This is a genomic window from Pseudomonas sp. BF-R-24 (genome assembly GCF_019947335.1).
GTDB lineage: Bacteria > Pseudomonadota > Gammaproteobacteria > Pseudomonadales > Pseudomonadaceae > Aquipseudomonas > Aquipseudomonas jessenii.
Genome location: NZ_JAGYGG010000026.1, coordinates 1 through 18493 on the forward strand (window position 1 = coordinate 1; position 18493 = coordinate 18493).

The 18493-nt window shown below is 59.6% G+C and carries 16 protein-coding genes; 9 read left to right on the top strand and 7 right to left on the bottom strand.

The window, feature by feature from the left end:
- Window positions 1-125 precede the first annotated feature (125 nt).
- Window positions 126-2351 (bottom strand): NADP-dependent isocitrate dehydrogenase, encoded by a 2226-nt coding sequence (locus KGA98_RS19680; RefSeq protein ID WP_223503280.1) that lies wholly within the window; start codon window positions 2349-2351, stop codon window positions 126-128.
- Between the two features lie 327 nt (window positions 2352-2678).
- On the bottom strand, window positions 2679-2846 hold the full coding sequence (locus KGA98_RS19685) for a hypothetical protein (protein ID WP_167362871.1): 168 nt from the start codon (window positions 2844-2846) through the stop codon (window positions 2679-2681).
- On the opposite strand from KGA98_RS19685, the gene icd reads away from it, so the two are divergent.
- Complete coding sequence (icd, locus tag KGA98_RS19690; protein ID WP_057399856.1) at window positions 2845-4101, top strand: NADP-dependent isocitrate dehydrogenase; 1257 nt, start codon at window positions 2845-2847, stop codon at window positions 4099-4101. The two genes, KGA98_RS19685 and icd, sit on opposite strands and share 2 nt — an antisense overlap.
- An 80-nt stretch (window positions 4102-4181) precedes the next feature.
- On the opposite strand, the gene cspD is transcribed toward icd, so the two are convergent.
- Window positions 4182-4448 (bottom strand): cold shock domain-containing protein CspD, encoded by a 267-nt coding sequence (gene cspD, locus KGA98_RS19695; protein ID WP_223503282.1) that lies wholly within the window; start codon window positions 4446-4448, stop codon window positions 4182-4184.
- A 224-nt stretch (window positions 4449-4672) separates the two neighbouring features.
- On the opposite strand from cspD, the gene clpS reads away from it, so the two are divergent.
- On the top strand, window positions 4673-5056 hold the full coding sequence (gene clpS / locus KGA98_RS19700; RefSeq protein ID WP_020799529.1) for an ATP-dependent Clp protease adapter ClpS: 384 nt from the start codon (window positions 4673-4675) through the stop codon (window positions 5054-5056).
- Window positions 5057-5086: 30 nt separating this feature from the next.
- Window positions 5087-7357 carry an ATP-dependent Clp protease ATP-binding subunit ClpA gene (gene clpA / locus KGA98_RS19705; RefSeq protein ID WP_223503284.1) on the top strand — a complete coding sequence of 757 codons (2271 nt, stop codon included), beginning with the start codon at window positions 5087-5089 and terminating at the stop codon, window positions 7355-7357.
- A 339-nt stretch (window positions 7358-7696) separates the two neighbouring features.
- On the opposite strand, the gene infA is transcribed toward clpA, so the two are convergent.
- From infA to trxB, 4 genes are all read right to left on the bottom strand, one after another.
- Complete coding sequence (gene infA, locus KGA98_RS19710; protein WP_002553999.1) at window positions 7697-7915, bottom strand: translation initiation factor IF-1; 219 nt, start codon at window positions 7913-7915, stop codon at window positions 7697-7699.
- Window positions 7916-8026: 111 nt separating this feature from the next.
- Window positions 8027-8734, bottom strand: coding sequence for an arginyltransferase (locus KGA98_RS19715; RefSeq protein ID WP_057714169.1), 708 nt, complete (start codon window positions 8732-8734; stop codon window positions 8027-8029).
- Between the two features lie 57 nt (window positions 8735-8791).
- A complete protein-coding gene (gene aat / locus KGA98_RS19720; protein WP_057714170.1) occupies window positions 8792-9472 on the bottom strand; it encodes a leucyl/phenylalanyl-tRNA--protein transferase in 681 nt (226 codons plus the stop codon).
- Between the two features lie 62 nt (window positions 9473-9534).
- The gene (gene trxB, locus KGA98_RS19725; RefSeq protein ID WP_057714171.1) at window positions 9535-10494 is read right to left on the bottom strand and encodes a thioredoxin-disulfide reductase; all 960 of its coding nucleotides are present in this window, start codon (window positions 10492-10494) and stop codon (window positions 9535-9537) included.
- 307 nt (window positions 10495-10801) lie between these two features.
- Between trxB and KGA98_RS19730 the strand changes: the two genes are divergently transcribed.
- The 6 genes from KGA98_RS19730 (at window position 10802) to cysG (ending at window position 18439) form a co-directional block, all read left to right on the top strand.
- Complete coding sequence (locus tag KGA98_RS19730) at window positions 10802-13213, top strand: DNA translocase FtsK (RefSeq protein WP_057714172.1); 2412 nt, start codon at window positions 10802-10804, stop codon at window positions 13211-13213.
- Between the two features lie 64 nt (window positions 13214-13277).
- Window positions 13278-13901 (top strand): outer membrane lipoprotein chaperone LolA, encoded by a 624-nt coding sequence (gene lolA / locus KGA98_RS19735; protein WP_008049385.1) that lies wholly within the window; start codon window positions 13278-13280, stop codon window positions 13899-13901.
- A 149-nt stretch (window positions 13902-14050) separates the two neighbouring features.
- Window positions 14051-15373, top strand: a complete 1323-nt coding sequence (locus KGA98_RS19740; RefSeq protein WP_090456609.1) for a replication-associated recombination protein A — start codon at window positions 14051-14053, stop codon at window positions 15371-15373.
- Complete coding sequence (gene crcB / locus KGA98_RS19745) at window positions 15373-15747, top strand: fluoride efflux transporter CrcB (protein WP_057714174.1); 375 nt, start codon at window positions 15373-15375, stop codon at window positions 15745-15747. The genes KGA98_RS19740 and crcB overlap by 1 nt, the downstream gene beginning before the upstream one ends.
- Before the next feature lie 16 nt (window positions 15748-15763).
- On the top strand, window positions 15764-17044 hold the full coding sequence (serS, locus tag KGA98_RS19750) for a serine--tRNA ligase (RefSeq protein WP_057714175.1): 1281 nt from the start codon (window positions 15764-15766) through the stop codon (window positions 17042-17044).
- A complete protein-coding gene (cysG, locus tag KGA98_RS19755; RefSeq protein ID WP_223503285.1) occupies window positions 17045-18439 on the top strand; it encodes a siroheme synthase CysG in 1395 nt (464 codons plus the stop codon).
- Window positions 18440-18493 lie beyond the last annotated feature (54 nt).

Below are 18493 nucleotides of genomic sequence, written 5' to 3' on the forward strand. Positions count from 1 at the left end.
GTCAACATCGATGTTGAATGATAAACCGCTTTCGCGAGCAAGCCCGCTCCCACATAGGGTGTGTGTAAGGTCTGAAAACACAAACCCCGGCACAGGGCCGGGGTTTGTGATGTTCCCTTACAACCTTAAACCAGCGCAGCGACAGCCGCGTTGAAGGTTGCGCTTGGGCGCATGGCCTTGCTGATCAGCTCGGCGTCGGCGTGGTAGTAACCGCCGATGTCCACTGGCTTGCCCTGAACGGCGTTGAGTTCGGCAACGATGGTCGCCTCGTTCTCGGTCAGGGTCTTGGCCAGGGTCGCGAACTGCGCTTGCAGTGCAGCGTCTTCGGTCTGGGCAGCCAGGGCCTGAGCCCAGTACAGCGCCAGATAGAAGTGGCTGCCGCGGTTGTCGATATTGCCGACTTTGCGCGATGGCGACTTGTTGTTGTCCAGGAACTGGCCGGTGGCCTGGTCCAGGGTCTTGGCCAGAACCAGCGCCTTGGGGTTGTTGTAGGTCACGCCCAGGTGTTCCAGGGACGCGGCCAGGGCCAGGAATTCACCCAGCGAATCCCAGCGCAGGAAATTTTCTTCCAGCAGTTGCTGAACGTGCTTCGGAGCCGAACCGCCGGCGCCGGTTTCGAACAGGCCACCGCCGTTCATCAGCGGCACGATCGACAGCATCTTGGCGCTGGTGCCCAGTTCCATGATCGGGAACAGGTCGGTCAGGTAGTCGCGCAGTACGTTGCCGGTTACCGAGATGGTGTCCTTGCCGGCGCGGGTGCGCTGCAGGGTGGACTTCATCGCGTCGACCGGTGCCATGATCTGGATGTCCAGGCCGGCAGTGTCGTGATCCTTCAGGTAAGCCTGAACTTTCTCGATCACTACGCCGTCGTGGGCGCGCATCGGGTCCAGCCAGAAGATCGCCGGGGTGCTGCTGGCGCGAGCACGGTTGACGGCCAGTTTGACCCAGTCCTGGATCGGCGCGTCTTTGGTCTGGCACATGCGGAAGATGTCGCCGGCTTCAACAGCCTGTTCCATCAGCAGGTTGCCCTTGCTGTCGGTGACGCGAACAACGCCGTCAGCCTTGATCTGGAAAGTCTTGTCGTGAGAGCCGTACTCTTCGGCTTTCTTCGCCATCAGGCCAACGTTCGGCACGCTGCCCATGGTGGTCGGATCGAACGCACCGTTGGCTTTGCAATCTTCGATCACGGCCTGGTAGATGGTGGCGTAGCAACGATCCGGGATCACGGCTTTGGTGTCGTGCAACTGGCCGTCGGTGCCCCACATCTTGCCGGAGTCACGGATCATTGCCGGCATCGAGGCGTCGACGATCACGTCGCTCGGCACGTGCAGGTTGGTGATGCCTTTGTCGGAGTTGACCATCGCCAGGGAAGGGCGAACGGCGTAGACCGCCTGGATGTCAGCTTCGATGGCCGCTTGCTGTTCAGCAGGCAGGGCCTTGATGCGCGCGTACAGGTCGCCGATGCCGTTGTTCAGGTTGAAGCCGATCTGTGCCAGCACGTCAGCGTGCTTGGCCAGTGCGTCTTTATAGAACTCGGCAACGATCTGGCCGAACATGATCGGGTCGGAGACCTTCATCATGGTGGCTTTCAAGTGAACCGACAGCAGCACGCCTTGTGCCTTGGCGTCTTCGATTTCAGCCGCGATGAAGCTGCGCAGGGCGTTTTTGCTCAGTACCGCGCAATCGAGGATCTCACCGGCTTGTACGCTGGTCTTTTCTTTCAGGACGGTAGCGGTGCCGTCTTGGGCGATCAGTTCGATTTTCACGGCGTCAGCGGCGTCGATCAGGGCGGCTTTTTCGCTGCCGTAGAAATCGCCGGTGCTCATGTGCGCGATGTGGGACTTGGAGTCCTTGGCCCACGCGCCCATTTTGTGCGGGTGCTTGCGTGCGTAGTTCTTGACCGACAACGGCGCGCGGCGGTCGGAGTTGCCTTCGCGCAGGACCGGGTTCACGGCGCTGCCCTTGATCTTGTCGTAACGCGCCTTGGCTTCCTTGTCGGCGTCGCAGGTCACGGTTTCCGGGTAGTCCGGCAGTGCGTAGCCCTGGGCTTGCAGCTCTTTGATCGCGGCTTGCAGTTGCGGAACCGAGGCGCTGATGTTCGGCAATTTGATGATGTTGGCTTCAGGCGTAACGGCCAGGGCGCCCAGTTCGGCGAGGTGGTCGGCTACGGCTTTGTCACCCAGTTGCTCGGGGAAGCTGGCCAGGATGCGCCCTGCAAGAGAGATATCGCGGGTTTCAACGGCGATATCAGCCGAGGCGGTGAACGCCTCTACGATAGGCAACAGTGAATAGGTGGCGAGGGCAGGAGCTTCGTCGGTGAAGGTATAGATGATCTTCGAGCGGGTGGGCATATTCGGATTAACTCTCTCTTCTTTGCTAAAGCGTGCGCAGAAACTCGAGGGCGCCGGGTAAGCGCGTTCGTTCAAAGTCATCCATGAGCCGAATATCGAGGTTTCGTTGCTGTGATGTTGGGTGCATCAGTAGGGCGTCAAGTAGCCGGACTGCGATAACAGGCCGGCTTGCCGGGCGGAAAGTCTCATCGTAGAGCACTTCAGCCGTCGTGACCCTGTGGTCAGCGGGCGGCATTATACATAGGTAGCTGGCAATCTGCCGATGGTTCATATGCAACGAATGTCGTCCATTGGTCTAAAGGTCGCAGGGGCGAGCAGGGCGCAAGGTCACTCGTCGTGCTTGGTTTTGGCGCTTTTCCCTTTGCTTTCAGGCTTGTAGCGCGCGAGTTGCAAGGCTTTGCGCCAGATCGATGGAACATAGGGTTTGCGCGCCGATTCAACTGGGTTACGCTCGAACCAAGCCAGATGTTCAATCCAATCAATGGAGTTCAGCATGGGTTACAAGAAGATTCAGGTTCCAGCCGTCGGCGACAAAATCACCGTCAATGCAGACCATTCTCTCAATGTTCCTAATAACCCGATCATCCCCTTCATCGAAGGTGACGGCATTGGTGTCGACATCAGCCCGGTCATGATCAAGGTTGTCGATGCTGCTGTTAAGAAGGCCTACGGTGGCGAACGCAAGATTTCCTGGATGGAGGTGTACGCCGGGGAGAAAGCGACTCAGGTTTACGATCAGGACACCTGGCTGCCTCAGGAAACCCTGGACGCGGTCAAGGATTACGTGGTTTCCATCAAGGGCCCGCTGACCACTCCGGTCGGTGGTGGCATCCGTTCCCTGAACGTGGCCCTGCGTCAGCAGCTCGACCTGTACGTCTGCCTGCGCCCGGTGCGCTGGTTCGAAGGCGTGCCTAGCCCGGTCAAGAAGCCAGGCGATGTCGACATGACCATCTTCCGCGAGAACTCCGAAGACATCTATGCGGGCATCGAGTGGAAGGCCGGTACGCCGGAAGCCACCAAGGTCATCAAGTTCCTGAAAGAAGAAATGGGCGTTACCAAGATCCGTTTTGACGAGAACTGCGGTATCGGCGTCAAGCCGGTGTCCCTGCAGGGCACCAAGCGTCTGGCGCGCAAGGCCCTGCAATATGTGGTCGACAACGATCGCGATTCGCTGACCATCGTACACAAAGGCAACATCATGAAGTTCACCGAAGGTGCCTTCAAGGAATGGGCCTACGAAGTGGCGGCTGAAGAGTTCGGCGCGACCCTGCTCGACGGTGGCCCGTGGATGCAGTTCAAGAACCCGAAAACCGGCAAGAACGTTGTCGTCAAGGATGCCATCGCCGACGCCATGCTCCAGCAGATCCTGCTGCGCCCGGCCGAGTACGATGTGATCGCGACCCTGAACCTGAACGGCGACTATCTCTCCGATGCCCTGGCGGCGGAAGTGGGCGGTATCGGTATTGCGCCGGGTGCCAACCTGTCCGACACCGTGGCCATGTTCGAGGCCACCCACGGTACGGCGCCGAAGTACGCCGGCAAGGACCAGGTCAACCCGGGGTCGTTGATCCTGTCGGCTGAAATGATGCTGCGCCACATGGGCTGGACCGAAGCGGCCGACCTGATCATCAAGGGCACCAACGGCGCGATTTCCGCCAAGACCGTGACGTATGACTTCGAGCGTCTGATGGAAGGCGCCAAGCTGGTGTCGTCTTCCGGCTTCGGTGATGCGCTGATCTCGCACATGTAAGAAAACGCAGGCACACAAAAACCGCCTGATTCAAGTAGATGAGTCAGGCGGTTTTTTTATGACTGGTTGACGGTGCGGTGTTAAACCGAAACGGTCTCTTCAGCTGTGGATATCGTGGCTTTCGAAGTATCCACCGGGTTGCTGATACTGACCGCGTGCAGGCCTTTGGGGCCCTGGATGATGTCGAATACGACAGCTTGCCCGGCTTTCAGGGTTTTATAACCTTCCATCTGGATGGCGGAGTAGTGGGCAAACAGGTCTTCTGTCTTGCCGTCCTCATTGATGAAACCGTAACCCTTGGCATTGTTGAACCATTTGACCTTGCCGCTGACCTTGCCGCCTGACATACCCAACTCCCTCTGCAACACACTCCATCACTGGAGTATCATCCAGTACATCCGCAGTCGAATCTGTAAATAAGATTGACTCCGCGGACCTTTTTTACCCACTGTGGGCTCTATTGGTTGTAACACCGTTTTGCCGATAGTCAAGCTGACCCGGCAGTCGGAGTTGAAATCGCTGATAGCCGCCCCCACCACTGTATTTGAACAACTGACGAACCTTTCTTTCCATGCATGCAATCAGCCAGATTCGACTAACATTCAATCAGGATCGCCCGACTCTCCAGAAGGATCGCCCGGAGGAACACGACGACGATTCCGCAGGCATTGCTGTTCAGGAGGCCAAGCCTGCTTTACAGGCGCCGCCGATGTACAAGGTGGTTTTGTTCAATGATGACTACACACCGATGGATTTCGTCGTCGAAGTGCTCGAGGTGTTTTTTAACCTGAATCGCGAGCTGGCGACCAAGGTCATGCTGGCCGTCCACACAGAAGGACGGGCAGTATGTGGAGTGTTTACCCGCGACATCGCCGAGACCAAGGCCATGCAGGTCAACCAGTACGCCAGGGAAAGCCAGCATCCGCTACTCTGTGAAATCGAGAAGGACGGTTAATCGCCGGACACTTGGGTATGAGGTGAAGCTATGTTAAACCGCGAGCTCGAAGTCACCCTCAATCTTGCCTTCAAGGAAGCTCGTTCGAAGCGTCATGAGTTCATGACCGTCGAGCACCTCTTGCTGGCCCTATTGGACAATGAGGCTGCCGCCACCGTTCTGCGTGCGTGCGGCGCAAACCTCGACAAACTCAAGCATGACCTGCAGGAGTTCATCGACTCCACCACGCCATTGATCCCCGTGCATGACGAGGATCGCGAAACCCAGCCAACCCTGGGCTTCCAGCGTGTACTGCAACGTGCTGTGTTTCACGTACAGAGCTCGGGCAAACGCGAAGTGACTGGCGCCAACGTGCTGGTCGCGATCTTCAGTGAGCAAGAGAGTCAGGCGGTGTTCCTGCTGAAACAGCAGAGCGTTGCCCGTATAGATGTCGTCAACTACATCGCCCATGGCATTTCCAAAGTGCCGGGGCATGGCGATCACTCTGAAGGTGAGCAAGATATGCAGGACGACGAGGGCGGTGAGTCTTCTTCCTCAGGCAATCCCCTGGATGCTTATGCCAGCAACCTCAACGAACTCGCGCGCCAGGGTCGCATCGATCCGCTGGTGGGGCGTGAGCTGGAAGTCGAGCGCGTTGCGCAGATCCTGGCGCGTCGGCGCAAAAACAATCCGCTTCTGGTGGGCGAGGCGGGCGTGGGTAAAACCGCGATTGCCGAAGGCCTGGCCAAGCGCATTGTCGACGACCAGGTACCGGACCTGCTGGCCAACAGCGTGGTTTACTCTCTTGATCTCGGCGCGTTGCTGGCCGGGACCAAATACCGTGGCGATTTCGAGAAGCGCTTCAAGGCGTTGCTCAATGAGCTGAAAAAACGTCCGCAGGCGATCCTGTTCATCGACGAGATCCACACCATCATTGGTGCGGGTGCCGCGTCCGGTGGCGTCATGGATGCCTCGAACCTGCTCAAGCCGCTGCTGTCCTCGGGTGATATCCGTTGCATCGGTTCAACCACCTTCCAGGAATTTCGCGGCATCTTCGAGAAGGACCGTGCTTTGGCCCGGCGCTTCCAGAAGGTCGATGTGTCGGAGCCTTCGGTGGAAGACACCATTGGTATTCTGCGGGGCCTGAAAGGGCGTTTCGAAAGCCATCACAATATCGAATACAGTGATGAGGCCCTGCGCGCGGCTGCCGAACTGGCCTCGCGTTACATCAACGACCGTCATATGCCGGACAAGGCCATCGATGTCATCGACGAGGCGGGTGCCTATCAGCGCCTGCAACCGGTCGAGAAGCGTGTGAAGCGCATCGAAGTGCCGCAAGTCGAGGACATCGTCGCGAAAATCGCGCGCATTCCGCCAAAACACGTCACCAGTTCCGACAAGGAGCTGCTGCGTAACCTGGAGCGTGACCTGAAGTTGACCGTGTTCGGTCAGGATGCAGCGATCGATTCGCTGGCAACCGCGATCAAGCTGTCCCGTGCCGGCCTCAAATCCCCTGACAAGCCTGTCGGTTCGTTCCTGTTCGCAGGGCCTACCGGTGTCGGTAAAACCGAAGCGGCGCGTCAGTTGGCCAAGGCCTTGGGTGTCGAGTTGATTCGTTTCGACATGTCCGAGTACATGGAGCGCCACACCGTATCGCGTCTGATCGGTGCGCCTCCTGGTTATGTCGGATTCGATCAGGGCGGTCTGCTCACCGAAGCCATTACCAAGCAGCCACACTGCGTGTTGTTGCTCGATGAAATCGAGAAGGCGCATCCGGAAGTCTTCAACCTGCTGTTGCAGGTCATGGACCACGGTACGTTGACCGATAACAACGGGCGCAAGGCGGATTTCCGTAACGTGATCGTCATCATGACGACCAACGCCGGTGCCGAGACTGCAGCCCGCGCTTCGATCGGTTTCACCTATCAGGATCACTCCTCCGATGCGATGGAAGTGATCAAGAAGAGCTTCACGCCGGAATTCCGCAACCGTCTGGACACCATCATCCAGTTTGGTCGCCTCAGTCATGAGGTTATCAAGAGCGTGGTGGACAAGTTCCTTACCGAGCTTCAGGCGCAACTGGAAGACAAGCGTGTGTTGCTGGAGGTCACCGAAGCAGCCCGCAACTGGCTGGCCGAAGGTGGCTACGACGCGGCGATGGGTGCTCGCCCAATGGCTCGCCTGATCCAGGACAAGATCAAGCGTCCGCTGGCGGAGGAGATTCTCTTTGGCGAACTGGCCGAACATGGCGGTGTGGTACACATCGACATCAAGGACGGAGAGCTGACCTTCGAGTTCGAGACCACAGCCGAGATGGCCTGACGTTCAAAAGCAAAACAAAAAGGCGCCGAAAGGCGCCTTTTTGCTGTATCGGTCGTACACAATTCAAATGTGGGAGCGGGCTTGCTCGCGAAAGCGATGGGTCAGAGAAGAAGATGTCGATTGTCACAGCGCATTCGCGAGCAAGTCGGGTTGCCGCACCACCGCTCCCACACAAACAAAAACGCCCGGCATAAGCCGGGCGTTTTGTATTGACTTGCTTAGCGAGTGAGCCCTATCTCTGTAGGAGCGAGCTTGCTCGCGATGTTCGTCAATGATGATGCGGGGACTCTGACTTGACGCGGTACCGTCAGGTTTATCGCGAGCAAGCTCGCTCCAACCTTATCGAGCGCGGTAAGTGATGCGCCCTTTGCTCAAGTCATAAGGAGTCAGCTCTACGCGCACTTTGTCGCCGGTAAGAATACGGATGTAGTTCTTGCGCATCTTGCCGGAGATGTGCGCGGTTACGACGTGCCCATTTTCCAACTCCACACGAAACATGGTGTTGGGCAGGGTGTCGACGACAGTGCCTTCCATTTCGAAGCTGTCTTCTTTCGACATGCAGTAAAGCCCTCGGTGTCCAATGAATGGCCCGGTGCAACTGCGCCAGGCAAAAGCGGCGTGCATTGTGCCCGAAAAATGGGGTTTAAGCCAAGGGGTTTAGGGGCTGCTCTAGTTTAGAACCACCCAGCGCTGATTAATCAGCAACTCAATAGGGCGATATTGAGTCTTGTAGTTCATTTTTTTGCAGTTTTTGATCCAGTAGCCGAGGTAGACCGCATCCAGCCCCAGCCGCCTGGCCTCGGCGATTTGCCACAGGATCGCATAGCGCCCAAGGCTGCGACGCTCTTCGGAGGGTTCGTAGAAGGTGTAGACCGCCGAAAGACCGTTCGGCAGTAAATCGGTGACGGCGACGGCCAGCAGCCGGCCATTCAGGCGAAATTCATAAAATCTTGAAAACGGCAGGTCCCGCACCAGGAATGTCGAAAACTGGTCGCGACTCGGCGGGTACATGTCGCCATCGGCGTGACGCTGTTCGATATAGCGCTGGTAGAGGTCGAAGTATTCTTCGTTGAAGCCGGGCTTGGCTGGACGTACCTGCAAATCCACGTTGCGCTTGAAGATGCGTTTCTGTTGCCGGTTGGGCGTGAACTGTCCCACGGGAATGCGCGCCGGAACGCAGGCATTGCAATTCTGGCAATGCGGCCGATAGAGATGATCGCCACTGCGACGAAACCCCATCTCCGACAGGTCTGCATAGACATGCACATCCATGGGCTGGCTAGGGTCGAGGAACAGGGTTGTGGCCTGCTCCTCCGGCAGATAACTGCAAGAGTGCGGCTGAGTGGCATAGAACTTCAATCGCGCCAACTCGGTCATGATCAACCCTCGGGATAATGCTTTTGAATAAGTGTAAGCCACCTGCGCAAAAGTCGCTCAGCAAACCCAGCTAGCGCGATTGGGCTGGTCCAGATGCCTGGCCAGATAGTTGGCAAATTCATGGCGGGGTATCGCCCGGGCTCCGAGACTGTGCAGGTGATCGGTGGGCATCTGGCAATCGATCAGTACAAAACCCGAGTCTTTCAGATGCCGCACCAGTGTGGCAAAGCCGAATTTCGAGGCGTTGTCAGCGAGGCTGAACATGGACTCGCCGAAAAACAGCTGGCCCATCGCCAGGCCGTAGAGCCCGCCCACCAGTTCGTCCCCGTCCCACACTTCCACCGAGTGCGCGTGGCCACGCCTGTGCAGTTCGATGTAGGCGTCCTGCATGGCCTCGGTGATCCAGGTGCCGTCGGCGTAATCCCGGGGCGCGGCACAGGCGCGGATGACGGCGGCGAAGTCCTGGTCAAAGGTCACTTGATAGCGTTGCTGGCGTAGCAGTTTGTTCAGGCTGCGCGAGACGTGCAATTCGTCGGGAAACAGCACCGTACGCGGGTCCGGAGACCACCAGAGGATTGGCTGGCCCTCGGAAAACCAAGGGAAGCAGCCGTGGCGATAGGCCGAGATCAGCCGATCGGCGGACAGATCACCACCGGCAGCCAGCAGCCCGTTGGGGTCGCGCATGGCCTTTTCCAGTGGAGGGAAATGCAAGGTATTGCGTTGTAACCAAGTCAGCATGGCATCCGGGCTTGCAGAAGGGGAGGGCAGTGGCGGGTGTTGGCCCGCCATAAAGTTTGCCTTCAAACGGTTGGAATGTCGTCCAGGTATTTTTCAGCGTCCAGCGCCGCCATGCAACCGGCACCGGCAGATGTAACGGCCTGGCGATAAACGTGGTCGGCCACGTCACCGGCGGCAAACACACCTGCAATCGCCGTAGCGGTGGCATCGCCTTCGCTGCCACCCTTGACCAGCAGATACCCGTCGCGCATTTCCAGTTGGCCTGTGAACAGGTCGGTGTTGGGTTTATGGCCGATGGCGATAAACACCCCGGCCAGCGGCAGCTCCCGGGTTTCACCCGTGTGACTGTCCCGCAGGCGGGCACCGGTCACGCCGCTGGCATCGCCGAGCACTTCGTCCAGGTTTTGGTTCCAGTGCAGGCGAACATTGCCGTTGGCGGCCTTTTCAAAGAGTTTGTCCTGGAGGATTTTCTCTGAGCGCAGTTTGTCGCGCCGATGGATCAGGTGCACTTCTTTGGCGATGTTCGACAGGTACAAGGCTTCCTCGACCGCCGTGTTGCCGCCGCCGACCACAGCAACCACTTGATTGCGATAGAAAAATCCATCACAGGTCGCGCACGCCGAAACCCCTTTGCCGGCGAACGCTTCTTCCGACGGCAGGCCCAGGTATTGCGCGGAGGCGCCGGTGGCAATTATCAAGGCGTCGCAGGTGTAGGTGCCGCCATCGCCGATCAGCTCGAACGGTCGTTGTTGCAACTTGGCGGTATGGATGTGGTCGTAAACGATCTCGGTGGCAAAGCGTTCGGCGTGTTTTTGCATGCGATCCATCAGCACCGGTCCGGTCAGGCCTTCAACGTCGCCTGGCCAGTTATCCACTTCGACGGTGGTGGTGAGCTGGCCGCCTGCCTGGATGCCGGTAATGACAACCGGCTTGAGGTTGGCGCGGGCGGCATAAACTGCCGCGCTGTAACCGGCAGGGCCGGAGCCCAGGATAATCAGGCGGGAATGCTTCGCTTCGCTCATAAAAAACACCTCATAAGCCTTTGTCACCAAAGAGAATGCATGCTCAAATTGAATGGCATGTCATGTGCTGTTGACTATGCTGCATCCAAGGGTCTCAAGCATGGCGTCGTGCGTACAAACCCGTACAATGCCCTGCGTGTTACATATATTCAGTGTGCGCCGTGTTTATAGAAACAGGGGTGCAGTGTTAAAAGTAGTCCCGGTTACACGTGTTAACTTTATTACCTGCCTGGATTGGGCAGTTTTTTCGCGGTTTTTATAGACATTCACCAGATGGACGCGCCATTGGCGCAGGAAAAGAAGCGTTTTGAAGAAATCCACCGCAGCACCCAAACCAGCCGTCGTGCCGCTCTGGCGCCAGCACTTGCACTACCGACTCAAGGAAGGTGCGCTGATCGCCATCGGTGCCTTGTGCCTGTTCCTGATGATGGCCTTGTTGACCTATGGCAAGGATGATCCGGGCTGGAGCCATAACAGCAAGATCGACGACGTGCAGAACTTCGGCGGACCAGCGGGCTCCTACAGCGCCGATATCCTGTTCATGGTGCTGGGTTACTTCGCCTACATCTTCCCGTTGCTGCTGGCCATCAAGGCGTACCAGATCTTCCGCCAGCGTCACGAGCCGTGGCAGTGGAGCGGGTGGCTGTTCTCCTGGCGCCTGATCGGCCTGGTGTTCCTGGTGCTGTCGGGCGCCGCTCTGGCCCATATCCATTTTCATGCCGCGACCGGTCTGCCGGCCGGTGCGGGCGGTGCGCTGGGGGAAAGCCTCGGCGAACTGGCCAGGAACGCCTTGAATATCCAGGGCAGCACGCTGTTGTTCATTGCGTTATTCCTGTTCGGCCTGACTGTGTTTACCGACCTGTCGTGGTTCAAGGTGATGGACATCACCGGCAAGATCACCCTCGACCTGTTCGAACTGTTCCAGGGCGCCGCCAATCGCTGGTGGGCGGCCCGTACCGAGCGCAAACAGCTGGTTGCCCAGTTGCGTGAAGTCGACGACCGTATGGATGAAGTGGTTGCGCCGACCGTCACCGACAAGCGCGAGCAGGCCAAGGTCAAGGAACGCCTGATCGAACGTGAGCAAGCCCTGAGCAAGCACATGTCCGAGCGCGAGAAGCAGGTGCCGCCGGTGATTGCGCCCGCGCCGCCAAAGCCCGCCGCACCGAGCAAACGCGTCGAGAAAGAGAAGCAGGCGCCGCTGTTCGTCGACAGCGCCGTGGAAGGCACCTTGCCGCCGATTTCGATTCTCGATCCGGCGGAAAAGAAACAACTCAATTACTCGCCTGAATCCCTGGCTGCGGTTGGCCATTTGCTGGAAATCAAGCTCAAGGAATTCGGCGTTGAAGTCGCAGTGGATTCGATCCACCCGGGCCCGGTGATCACCCGTTACGAAATCCAGCCGGCGGCCGGGGTAAAAGTCAGCCGAATCTCCAACCTGGCCAAAGACCTGGCCCGTTCCCTGGCCGTGACCAGCGTGCGCGTGGTGGAAGTGATTCCGGGCAAGACCACTGTCGGTATCGAGATTCCCAACGAAGATCGGCAGATCGTGCGTTTCTCCGAGGTGTTGTCGACTCCGGAGTACGACAACTTCAAATCCCCGGTCACCTTGGCCCTGGGCCATGACATCGGCGGCAAGCCGGTCATCACCGACCTTGCGAAAATGCCGCACTTGCTGGTCGCCGGTACCACCGGTTCCGGTAAGTCGGTGGGTGTGAACGCGATGATCCTGTCGATCCTGTTCAAGTCTGGCCCGGAAGACGCCAAGCTGATCATGATCGACCCGAAAATGCTGGAACTGTCGATCTACGAAGGCATTCCGCACCTGCTGTGCCCGGTCGTCACCGACATGAAGGACGCCGCCAACGCCCTGCGCTGGAGCGTTGCCGAGATGGAGCGACGCTACAAGTTGATGGCCAAGATGGGGGTGCGAAACCTGTCGGGCTTCAACGCCAAGGTCAAGGAAGCCCAGGACGCCGGCGAGCCGTTGAGTGATCCGCTGTACAAGCGCGAAAGCATCCACGACGAAGCGCCACTGCTGCAGAAGCTGCCGACCATCGTGGTCGTAGTCGACGAATTCGCCGACATGATGATGATCGTCGGCAAGAAGGTTGAAGAACTGATCGCCCGTATCGCGCAAAAGGCTCGTGCGGCCGGTATCCACTTGATCCTTGCGACCCAGCGTCCGTCGGTGGATGTGATCACCGGTCTGATCAAGGCCAACATCCCGACCCGCATGGCGTTCCAGGTATCGAGCAAGATCGACTCGCGGACCATCATCGACCAGGGCGGCGCCGAACAACTGCTGGGCCACGGTGACATGCTCTACATGCCGCCGGGTACCAGCCTGCCGATTCGTGTTCACGGTGCTTTCGTGTCCGACGATGAGGTTCACCGTGTGGTGGAAGCCTGGAAGTTGCGGGGTGCGCCGGAATACAACGACGACATCCTCAATGGCGTCGAAGAGGCGGGCAGCGGCTTTGAAGGCAGCAGCGGTGGCGGCGACGGTGACGATCCCGAGGCCGACGCGCTGTACGACGAAGCGGTCCAGTTTGTGCTGGAAAGCCGTCGTGCCTCCATTTCCGCGGTTCAGCGCAAGCTGAAGATCGGCTACAACCGCGCTGCGCGCATGATCGAAGCCATGGAAATGGCCGGGGTCGTGACGTCCATGAACACCAACGGTTCGCGAGAAGTCCTGGCCCCGGGGCCGGTGCGCGACTGACCCGAGTATGAAAGGGGGGCGCCTTTGCGCCTCCCGCACTCCCACGAATGTTATGAGGACTCCCATGCGTCTGATCCGCATGCTGTTGCTGCCGGTACTGGCCTTGACCACGCTCCAGGCTAACGCCGATGACAAGGACGTGGCGCGCCTGACCCAACTGCTGGAAAAATCCCAGACCCTGACCGCACGTTTCTCGCAACTGACCCTTGATGGCACAGGCACCCAATTGCAGGAAACCGCCGGCGAGATGTCCCTGCAGCGTCCGGGCCTGTTCTACTGGCACACCGATGCGCCGGCCGAACAGACCATGATCTCCGATGGCAAGAAAGTCACCTTGTGGGACCCGGACCTGGAGCAGGCCACCATCAAGAACCTCGACCAGCGCCTGACCCAGACCCCGGCCTTGCTGTTGTCCGGTGACGTGTCGAAGATCAGCCAGAGCTTCGACATCAGTGCCAAGGAAGCCGGCGGCGTGATTGACTTCACCCTGAAGCCGAAAACCAAGGACACCCTGTTCGACAGCCTGCGCCTGTCGTTCCGCAATGGCCTGGTCAATGATATGCAACTGATCGACAGCGTCGGCCAGCGCACCAATATCCTGTTCACCGGGGTGAAGGCGAACGAGCCGATCCCTGCGTCCAAGTTCAAGTTCGACATCCCCAAGGGAGCGGATGTGATCCAGGAATAAAACGCAAAACCTCTGTAGGAGCGAGCTCGCTCGCGATGAACGCAAAGACACCGCAGGGTGTCAGGCTGCCAGCGTTATCGTTGACGTCCATCGCGAGCAGGCTCGCTCCTACAGGGAATAGAGAACCAGTGAGGTTTTAAACGTACGCCATGGATCTGTTTCGCAGCACCCCCATCGCCCAACCCTTGGCCGCCCGCCTGCGTGCGGCCAATCTGGACGAGTACGTCGGTCAGGAACACGTGCTCGCTCGCGGCAAGCCCCTGCGCGAGGCGCTGGAGCAGGGTGCCCTGCATTCGATGATTTTCTGGGGGCCGCCGGGCGTGGGCAAAACCACCCTGGCGCGATTGCTCGCGGAAGTCTCGGACGCGCACTTCGAAACGGTCTCGGCAGTGCTGGCCGGGGTCAAGGAGATCCGTCAGGCGGTGGAAATCGCCAAGCAGCAGGCCGCGCAGTACGGCCGCCGCACCATTCTGTTCGTCGACGAAGTGCATCGATTCAACAAGTCCCAGCAGGATGCGTTCCTGCCCTATGTCGAAGACGGTACGCTGATTTTCATCGGCGCAACCACGGAAAATCCCTCGTTCGAACTCAACAACGCCTTGCTGTCGCGGGCGCGTGTCTATGTGCTGAAAAGCCTCGACGAAGCGGCCCTGCGCAAACTGGTGCACCGCGCGCTGACCGAAGAGCGTGGTCTGGGCAAACGTAACCTGACCCTCAGCGACGAAGGCTTCCAGATGCTGCTGTCGGCCGCCGATGGCGATGGTCGGCGCCTGCTCAACCTGCTGGAAAACGCCTCGGACCTGGCGGAAGACAACGGCGAAATCGGCACCGACCTGCTGCAAAGCCTGCTCGGTGATACCCGCCGGCGGTTCGACAAGGGCGGCGAAGCGTTCTACGACCAGATTTCCGCGCTGCATAAATCGGTGCGCGGCTCCAACCCCGACGGCGCCTTGTACTGGTTCGCACGGATGATCGACGGCGGTTGCGACCCCTTGTACCTGGCCCGGCGCGTGGTGCGCATGGCCAGCGAAGACATTGGCAATGCCGATCCCCGCGCCCTGAGCCTGTGCCTGGCGGCCTGGGAGGTGCAGGAGCGCCTCGGCAGCCCCGAAGGCGAGCTGGCGGTGGCCCAGGCCATCACCTATCTGGCCTGCGCGCCAAAGAGCAACGCGGTGTACATGGGCTTCAAGACGGCATTGCGCGCCGCCGCCGAGCACGGCTCGCTGGAAGTGCCGCTGCACCTGCGCAACGCGCCGACCAAGCTTATGAAACAATTGGGCTACGGCGATGAATACCGTTATGCCCACGATGAGCCGGACGCCTATGCCGCTGGCGAAGACTATTTCCCGGAAGAACTCGACCCGATCCCGTTCTATCAGCCCGTGCCCCGTGGCCTGGAGTTGAAGATCGGCGAAAAACTCAATCACCTGGCGAAACTCGACCGTTTAAGCCCAAGGCAGCGGAGAAAATAGTGCTTCCCTTGATCGTTGCGGTTTCCGTCGGCGGGATGGCCGGCACGTTGTTGCGCTTCGTCACGGGCAACTGGATCAACGCGAATTGGCCTCGGCACTTCTATACCGCGACGCTGGCCGTTAATATCGTGGGCTGTTTGCTGATCGGCGTTCTATACGGTCTGTTTTTGATACGCCCGGAGGTGCCCATCGAGGTGCGTGCCGGGTTGATCGTTGGCTTCCTCGGGGGGCTGACGACTTTTTCATCCTTTTCACTGGATACGGTGCGCCTGCTGGAAAGCGGGCAAGTGCCGCTAGCCCTGGGCTATGCGGCGCTCAGCGTATTCGGCGGGCTGCTTGCCACCTGGGCCGGCCTGTCCTTGACCAAACTTTGATAAACGAGAAACCGACATGCTCGATTCCAAACTGTTACGTAGCAACCTTCAGGACGTAGCGGACCGCCTGGCATCCCGTGGCTATACCCTGGATGTTGCGCGCATCGAAGCGCTGGAAGAACAGCGCAAGACCGTCCAGACCCGCACCGAAGCACTGCAGGCTGAACGTAATGCGCGCTCCAAATCCATCGGTCAGGCCAAGCAGCGCGGCGAAGACATCGCGCCGCTGATGGCGGACGTCGAGCGCATGGCGGGCGAATTGAGCGCGGGTAAAGTCGAACTGGACGCGATCCAGACCGATCTGGACTCGATCCTGCTGGGTATCCCCAACCTGCCGCACGAATCGGTGCCGGTCGGCGAAGACGAAGACGGCAACGTCGAAGTGCGCCGCTGGGGCACCCCGACTGCCTTCGATTTCCCGGTTCAGGACCACGTCGCCCTGGGCGAGAAGTTCGGCTGGCTGGACTTCGAAACCGCCGCCAAGCTGTCCGGCGCCCGTTTCGCCCTGCTGCGCGGCCCGATTGCCCGTCTGCACCGCGCCTTGGCGCAGTTCATGATCAACCTGCACGTCACCGAGCACGGCTACGAAGAGGCCTACACGCCTTATCTGGTCCAGGCCCCGGCGCTGCAAGGCACCGGCCAGCTGCCGAAGTTCGAAGAAGACCTGTTCAAGATCGCACGCGAAGGCGAAGCCGACCTGTACCTGATCCCGACCGCCGAAGTGTCGCTGACCAACATCGTCGCCGGCGAAATCGTCGATTCGAAACTGCTGCCGATCAAGTTCGTCGCCCACACGCCGTGCTTCCGCAGCGAAGCCGGTGCATCGGGTCGTGACACCCGCGGCATGATCCGCCAGCACCAGTTCGACAAGGTGGAAATGGTGCAGATCGTCGAGCCATCGAAATCCATGGAAGCGCTGGAAGGCCTGACCGCCAACGCCGAGAAAGTCCTGCAACTGCTGGAACTGCCTTACCGCACTCTGGCGCTGTGCACCGGCGACATGGGTTTCAGCGCGGTCAAGACCTACGACCTGGAAGTATGGATCCCGAGCCAGGACAAGTACCGCGAAATCTCGTCGTGCTCCAACTGCGGCGACTTCCAGGCCCGCCGCATGCAAGCGCGTTTCCGCAACCCGGAAACCGGCAAGCCGGAACTGGTACACACCCTGAACGGCTCCGGCCTGGCGGTGGGCCGTACCCTGGTCGCGGTGCTCGAGAACTATCAGCAGGCTGACGGTTCCATCCGTGTGCCTGAAGTCCTCAAGCCCTACATGGGTGGCCTTGAGGTCATCGGCTAAATGAACTATCTGCCGCTGTTTCACAACCTTCGCGGCAGTCGTGTGTTGGTCGTCGGCGGGGGGGAGATTGCCTTGCGCAAATCCCGCCTGCTGGCCGATGCCGGTGCGCTGCTGCGGGTGGTTGCACCTGAAATCGAAGCGCAATTGCGTGAACTGGTTGCCGGCAGCGGTGGCGAGTGCCTGTTGCGTGGCTACGCCGAGGCGGATCTGGACGGTTGCGGGCTGATCATTGCCGCCACCGACGACGAAACGCTGAACGCACAAGTTTCCGCCGATGCCCATCGGCGTTGCGTGCCGGTCAACGTGGTGGACGCGCCGGCCCTGTGCAGCGTGATCTTCCCGGCCATCGTCGACCGTTCTCCCTTGATCATTGCAGTGTCCAGCGGCGGCGATGCGCCGGTGCTGGCACGCTTGATTCGCGCCAAGATCGAAACCTGGATTCCTTCCACCTACGGTCAATTGGCCGGGCTGGCTGCGCGATTCCGTCATCAGGTCAAAGGCCTGTTTCCGGATGTGCAGCAGCGTCGGGCGTTCTGGGAAGATGTTTTCCAGGGCCCGGTTGCCGATCGCCAACTGGCCGGGCAGGGCGGTGAAGCCGAGCGGTTGCTCCAGGCGAAAATCGATGGTGAGGCGCCAGTGGCGACCGGTGAAGTCTATCTGGTGGGTGCAGGGCCAGGTGATCCCGACCTGCTGACGTTCAAGGCATTGCGTCTGATGCAGCAAGCCGACGTGGTGCTGTACGATCGTTTGGTGGCACCGGCGATTCTCGAACTGTGCCGTCGCGACGCCGAGCGGGTTTACGTCGGCAAGCGCCGATCCGATCACGCGGTGCCGCAGGATCAGATCAACCAGCAATTGGTGGATCTGGCCATGCAAGGCAAGCGTGTGGTGCGATTGAAGGGCGGCGATCCGTTCATCTTCGGTCGTGGTGGCGAGGAGATCGAAGAACTGGCGGCCCATGGCATCCCGTTCCAGGTCGTGCCGGGGATCACGGCAGCCAGCGGTTGCGCGGCCTATGCCGGGATTCCGCTGACCCACCGCGATTATGCGCAGTCGGTGCGTTTCATCACCGGCCACCTCAAGGACGGCTCCAGCGATTTGCCATGGGCCGATCTGGTCGCCCCGGCGCAAACCCTGGTGTTCTACATGGGGCTGGTGGGCTTGCCGATCATCTGCGAACAGTTGATCAAGCATGGTCGCGCCGCCGATACCCCGGCGGCACTGATCCAGCAGGGCACCACGGTCAACCAGCGGGTGTTTACCGGCACCCTGGCGGACCTGCCACGACTGGTGGCAGAGCATGAAGTGCATGCGCCGACCTTGGTGATCGTGGGTGAAGTGGTGCAACTGCGCGAGAAACTGGCGTGGTTCGAAGGGGCTCAGGGGCAGGTCTGAGACCGAGTTGCCCCCATCGCGAGCAAGCTCGCTCCCACAGGGGATTTGTGAACG

What these genes read in the sequence shown, in the direction of transcription:
- KGA98_RS19680 (WP_223503280.1), bottom strand. Translation starts at nt 2,351, where the DNA reads ATGCCCACCCGCTCGAAGATCATCTATACCTTCACCGACGAAGCTCCT.
- icd (WP_057399856.1), top strand. Translation starts at nt 2,845, where the DNA reads ATGGGTTACAAGAAGATTCAGGTTCCAGCCGTCGGCGACAAAATCACC.
- KGA98_RS19685 (WP_167362871.1), bottom strand. Translation starts at nt 2,846, where the DNA reads ATGCTGAACTCCATTGATTGGATTGAACATCTGGCTTGGTTCGAGCGT.
- cspD (WP_223503282.1), bottom strand. Translation starts at nt 4,448, where the DNA reads ATGTCAGGCGGCAAGGTCAGCGGCAAGGTCAAATGGTTCAACAATGCC.
- clpS (WP_020799529.1), top strand. Translation starts at nt 4,673, where the DNA reads ATGCATGCAATCAGCCAGATTCGACTAACATTCAATCAGGATCGCCCG.
- clpA (WP_223503284.1), top strand. Translation starts at nt 5,087, where the DNA reads ATGTTAAACCGCGAGCTCGAAGTCACCCTCAATCTTGCCTTCAAGGAA.
- infA (WP_002553999.1), bottom strand. Translation starts at nt 7,915, where the DNA reads ATGTCGAAAGAAGACAGCTTCGAAATGGAAGGCACTGTCGTCGACACC.
- KGA98_RS19715 (WP_057714169.1), bottom strand. Translation starts at nt 8,734, where the DNA reads ATGACCGAGTTGGCGCGATTGAAGTTCTATGCCACTCAGCCGCACTCT.
- aat (WP_057714170.1), bottom strand. Translation starts at nt 9,472, where the DNA reads ATGCTGACTTGGTTACAACGCAATACCTTGCATTTCCCTCCACTGGAA.
- trxB (WP_057714171.1), bottom strand. Translation starts at nt 10,494, where the DNA reads ATGAGCGAAGCGAAGCATTCCCGCCTGATTATCCTGGGCTCCGGCCCT.
- lolA (WP_008049385.1), top strand. Translation starts at nt 13,278, where the DNA reads ATGCGTCTGATCCGCATGCTGTTGCTGCCGGTACTGGCCTTGACCACG.
- KGA98_RS19740 (WP_090456609.1), top strand. Translation starts at nt 14,051, where the DNA reads ATGGATCTGTTTCGCAGCACCCCCATCGCCCAACCCTTGGCCGCCCGC.
- serS (WP_057714175.1), top strand. Translation starts at nt 15,764, where the DNA reads ATGCTCGATTCCAAACTGTTACGTAGCAACCTTCAGGACGTAGCGGAC.
- cysG (WP_223503285.1), top strand. Translation starts at nt 17,045, where the DNA reads ATGAACTATCTGCCGCTGTTTCACAACCTTCGCGGCAGTCGTGTGTTG.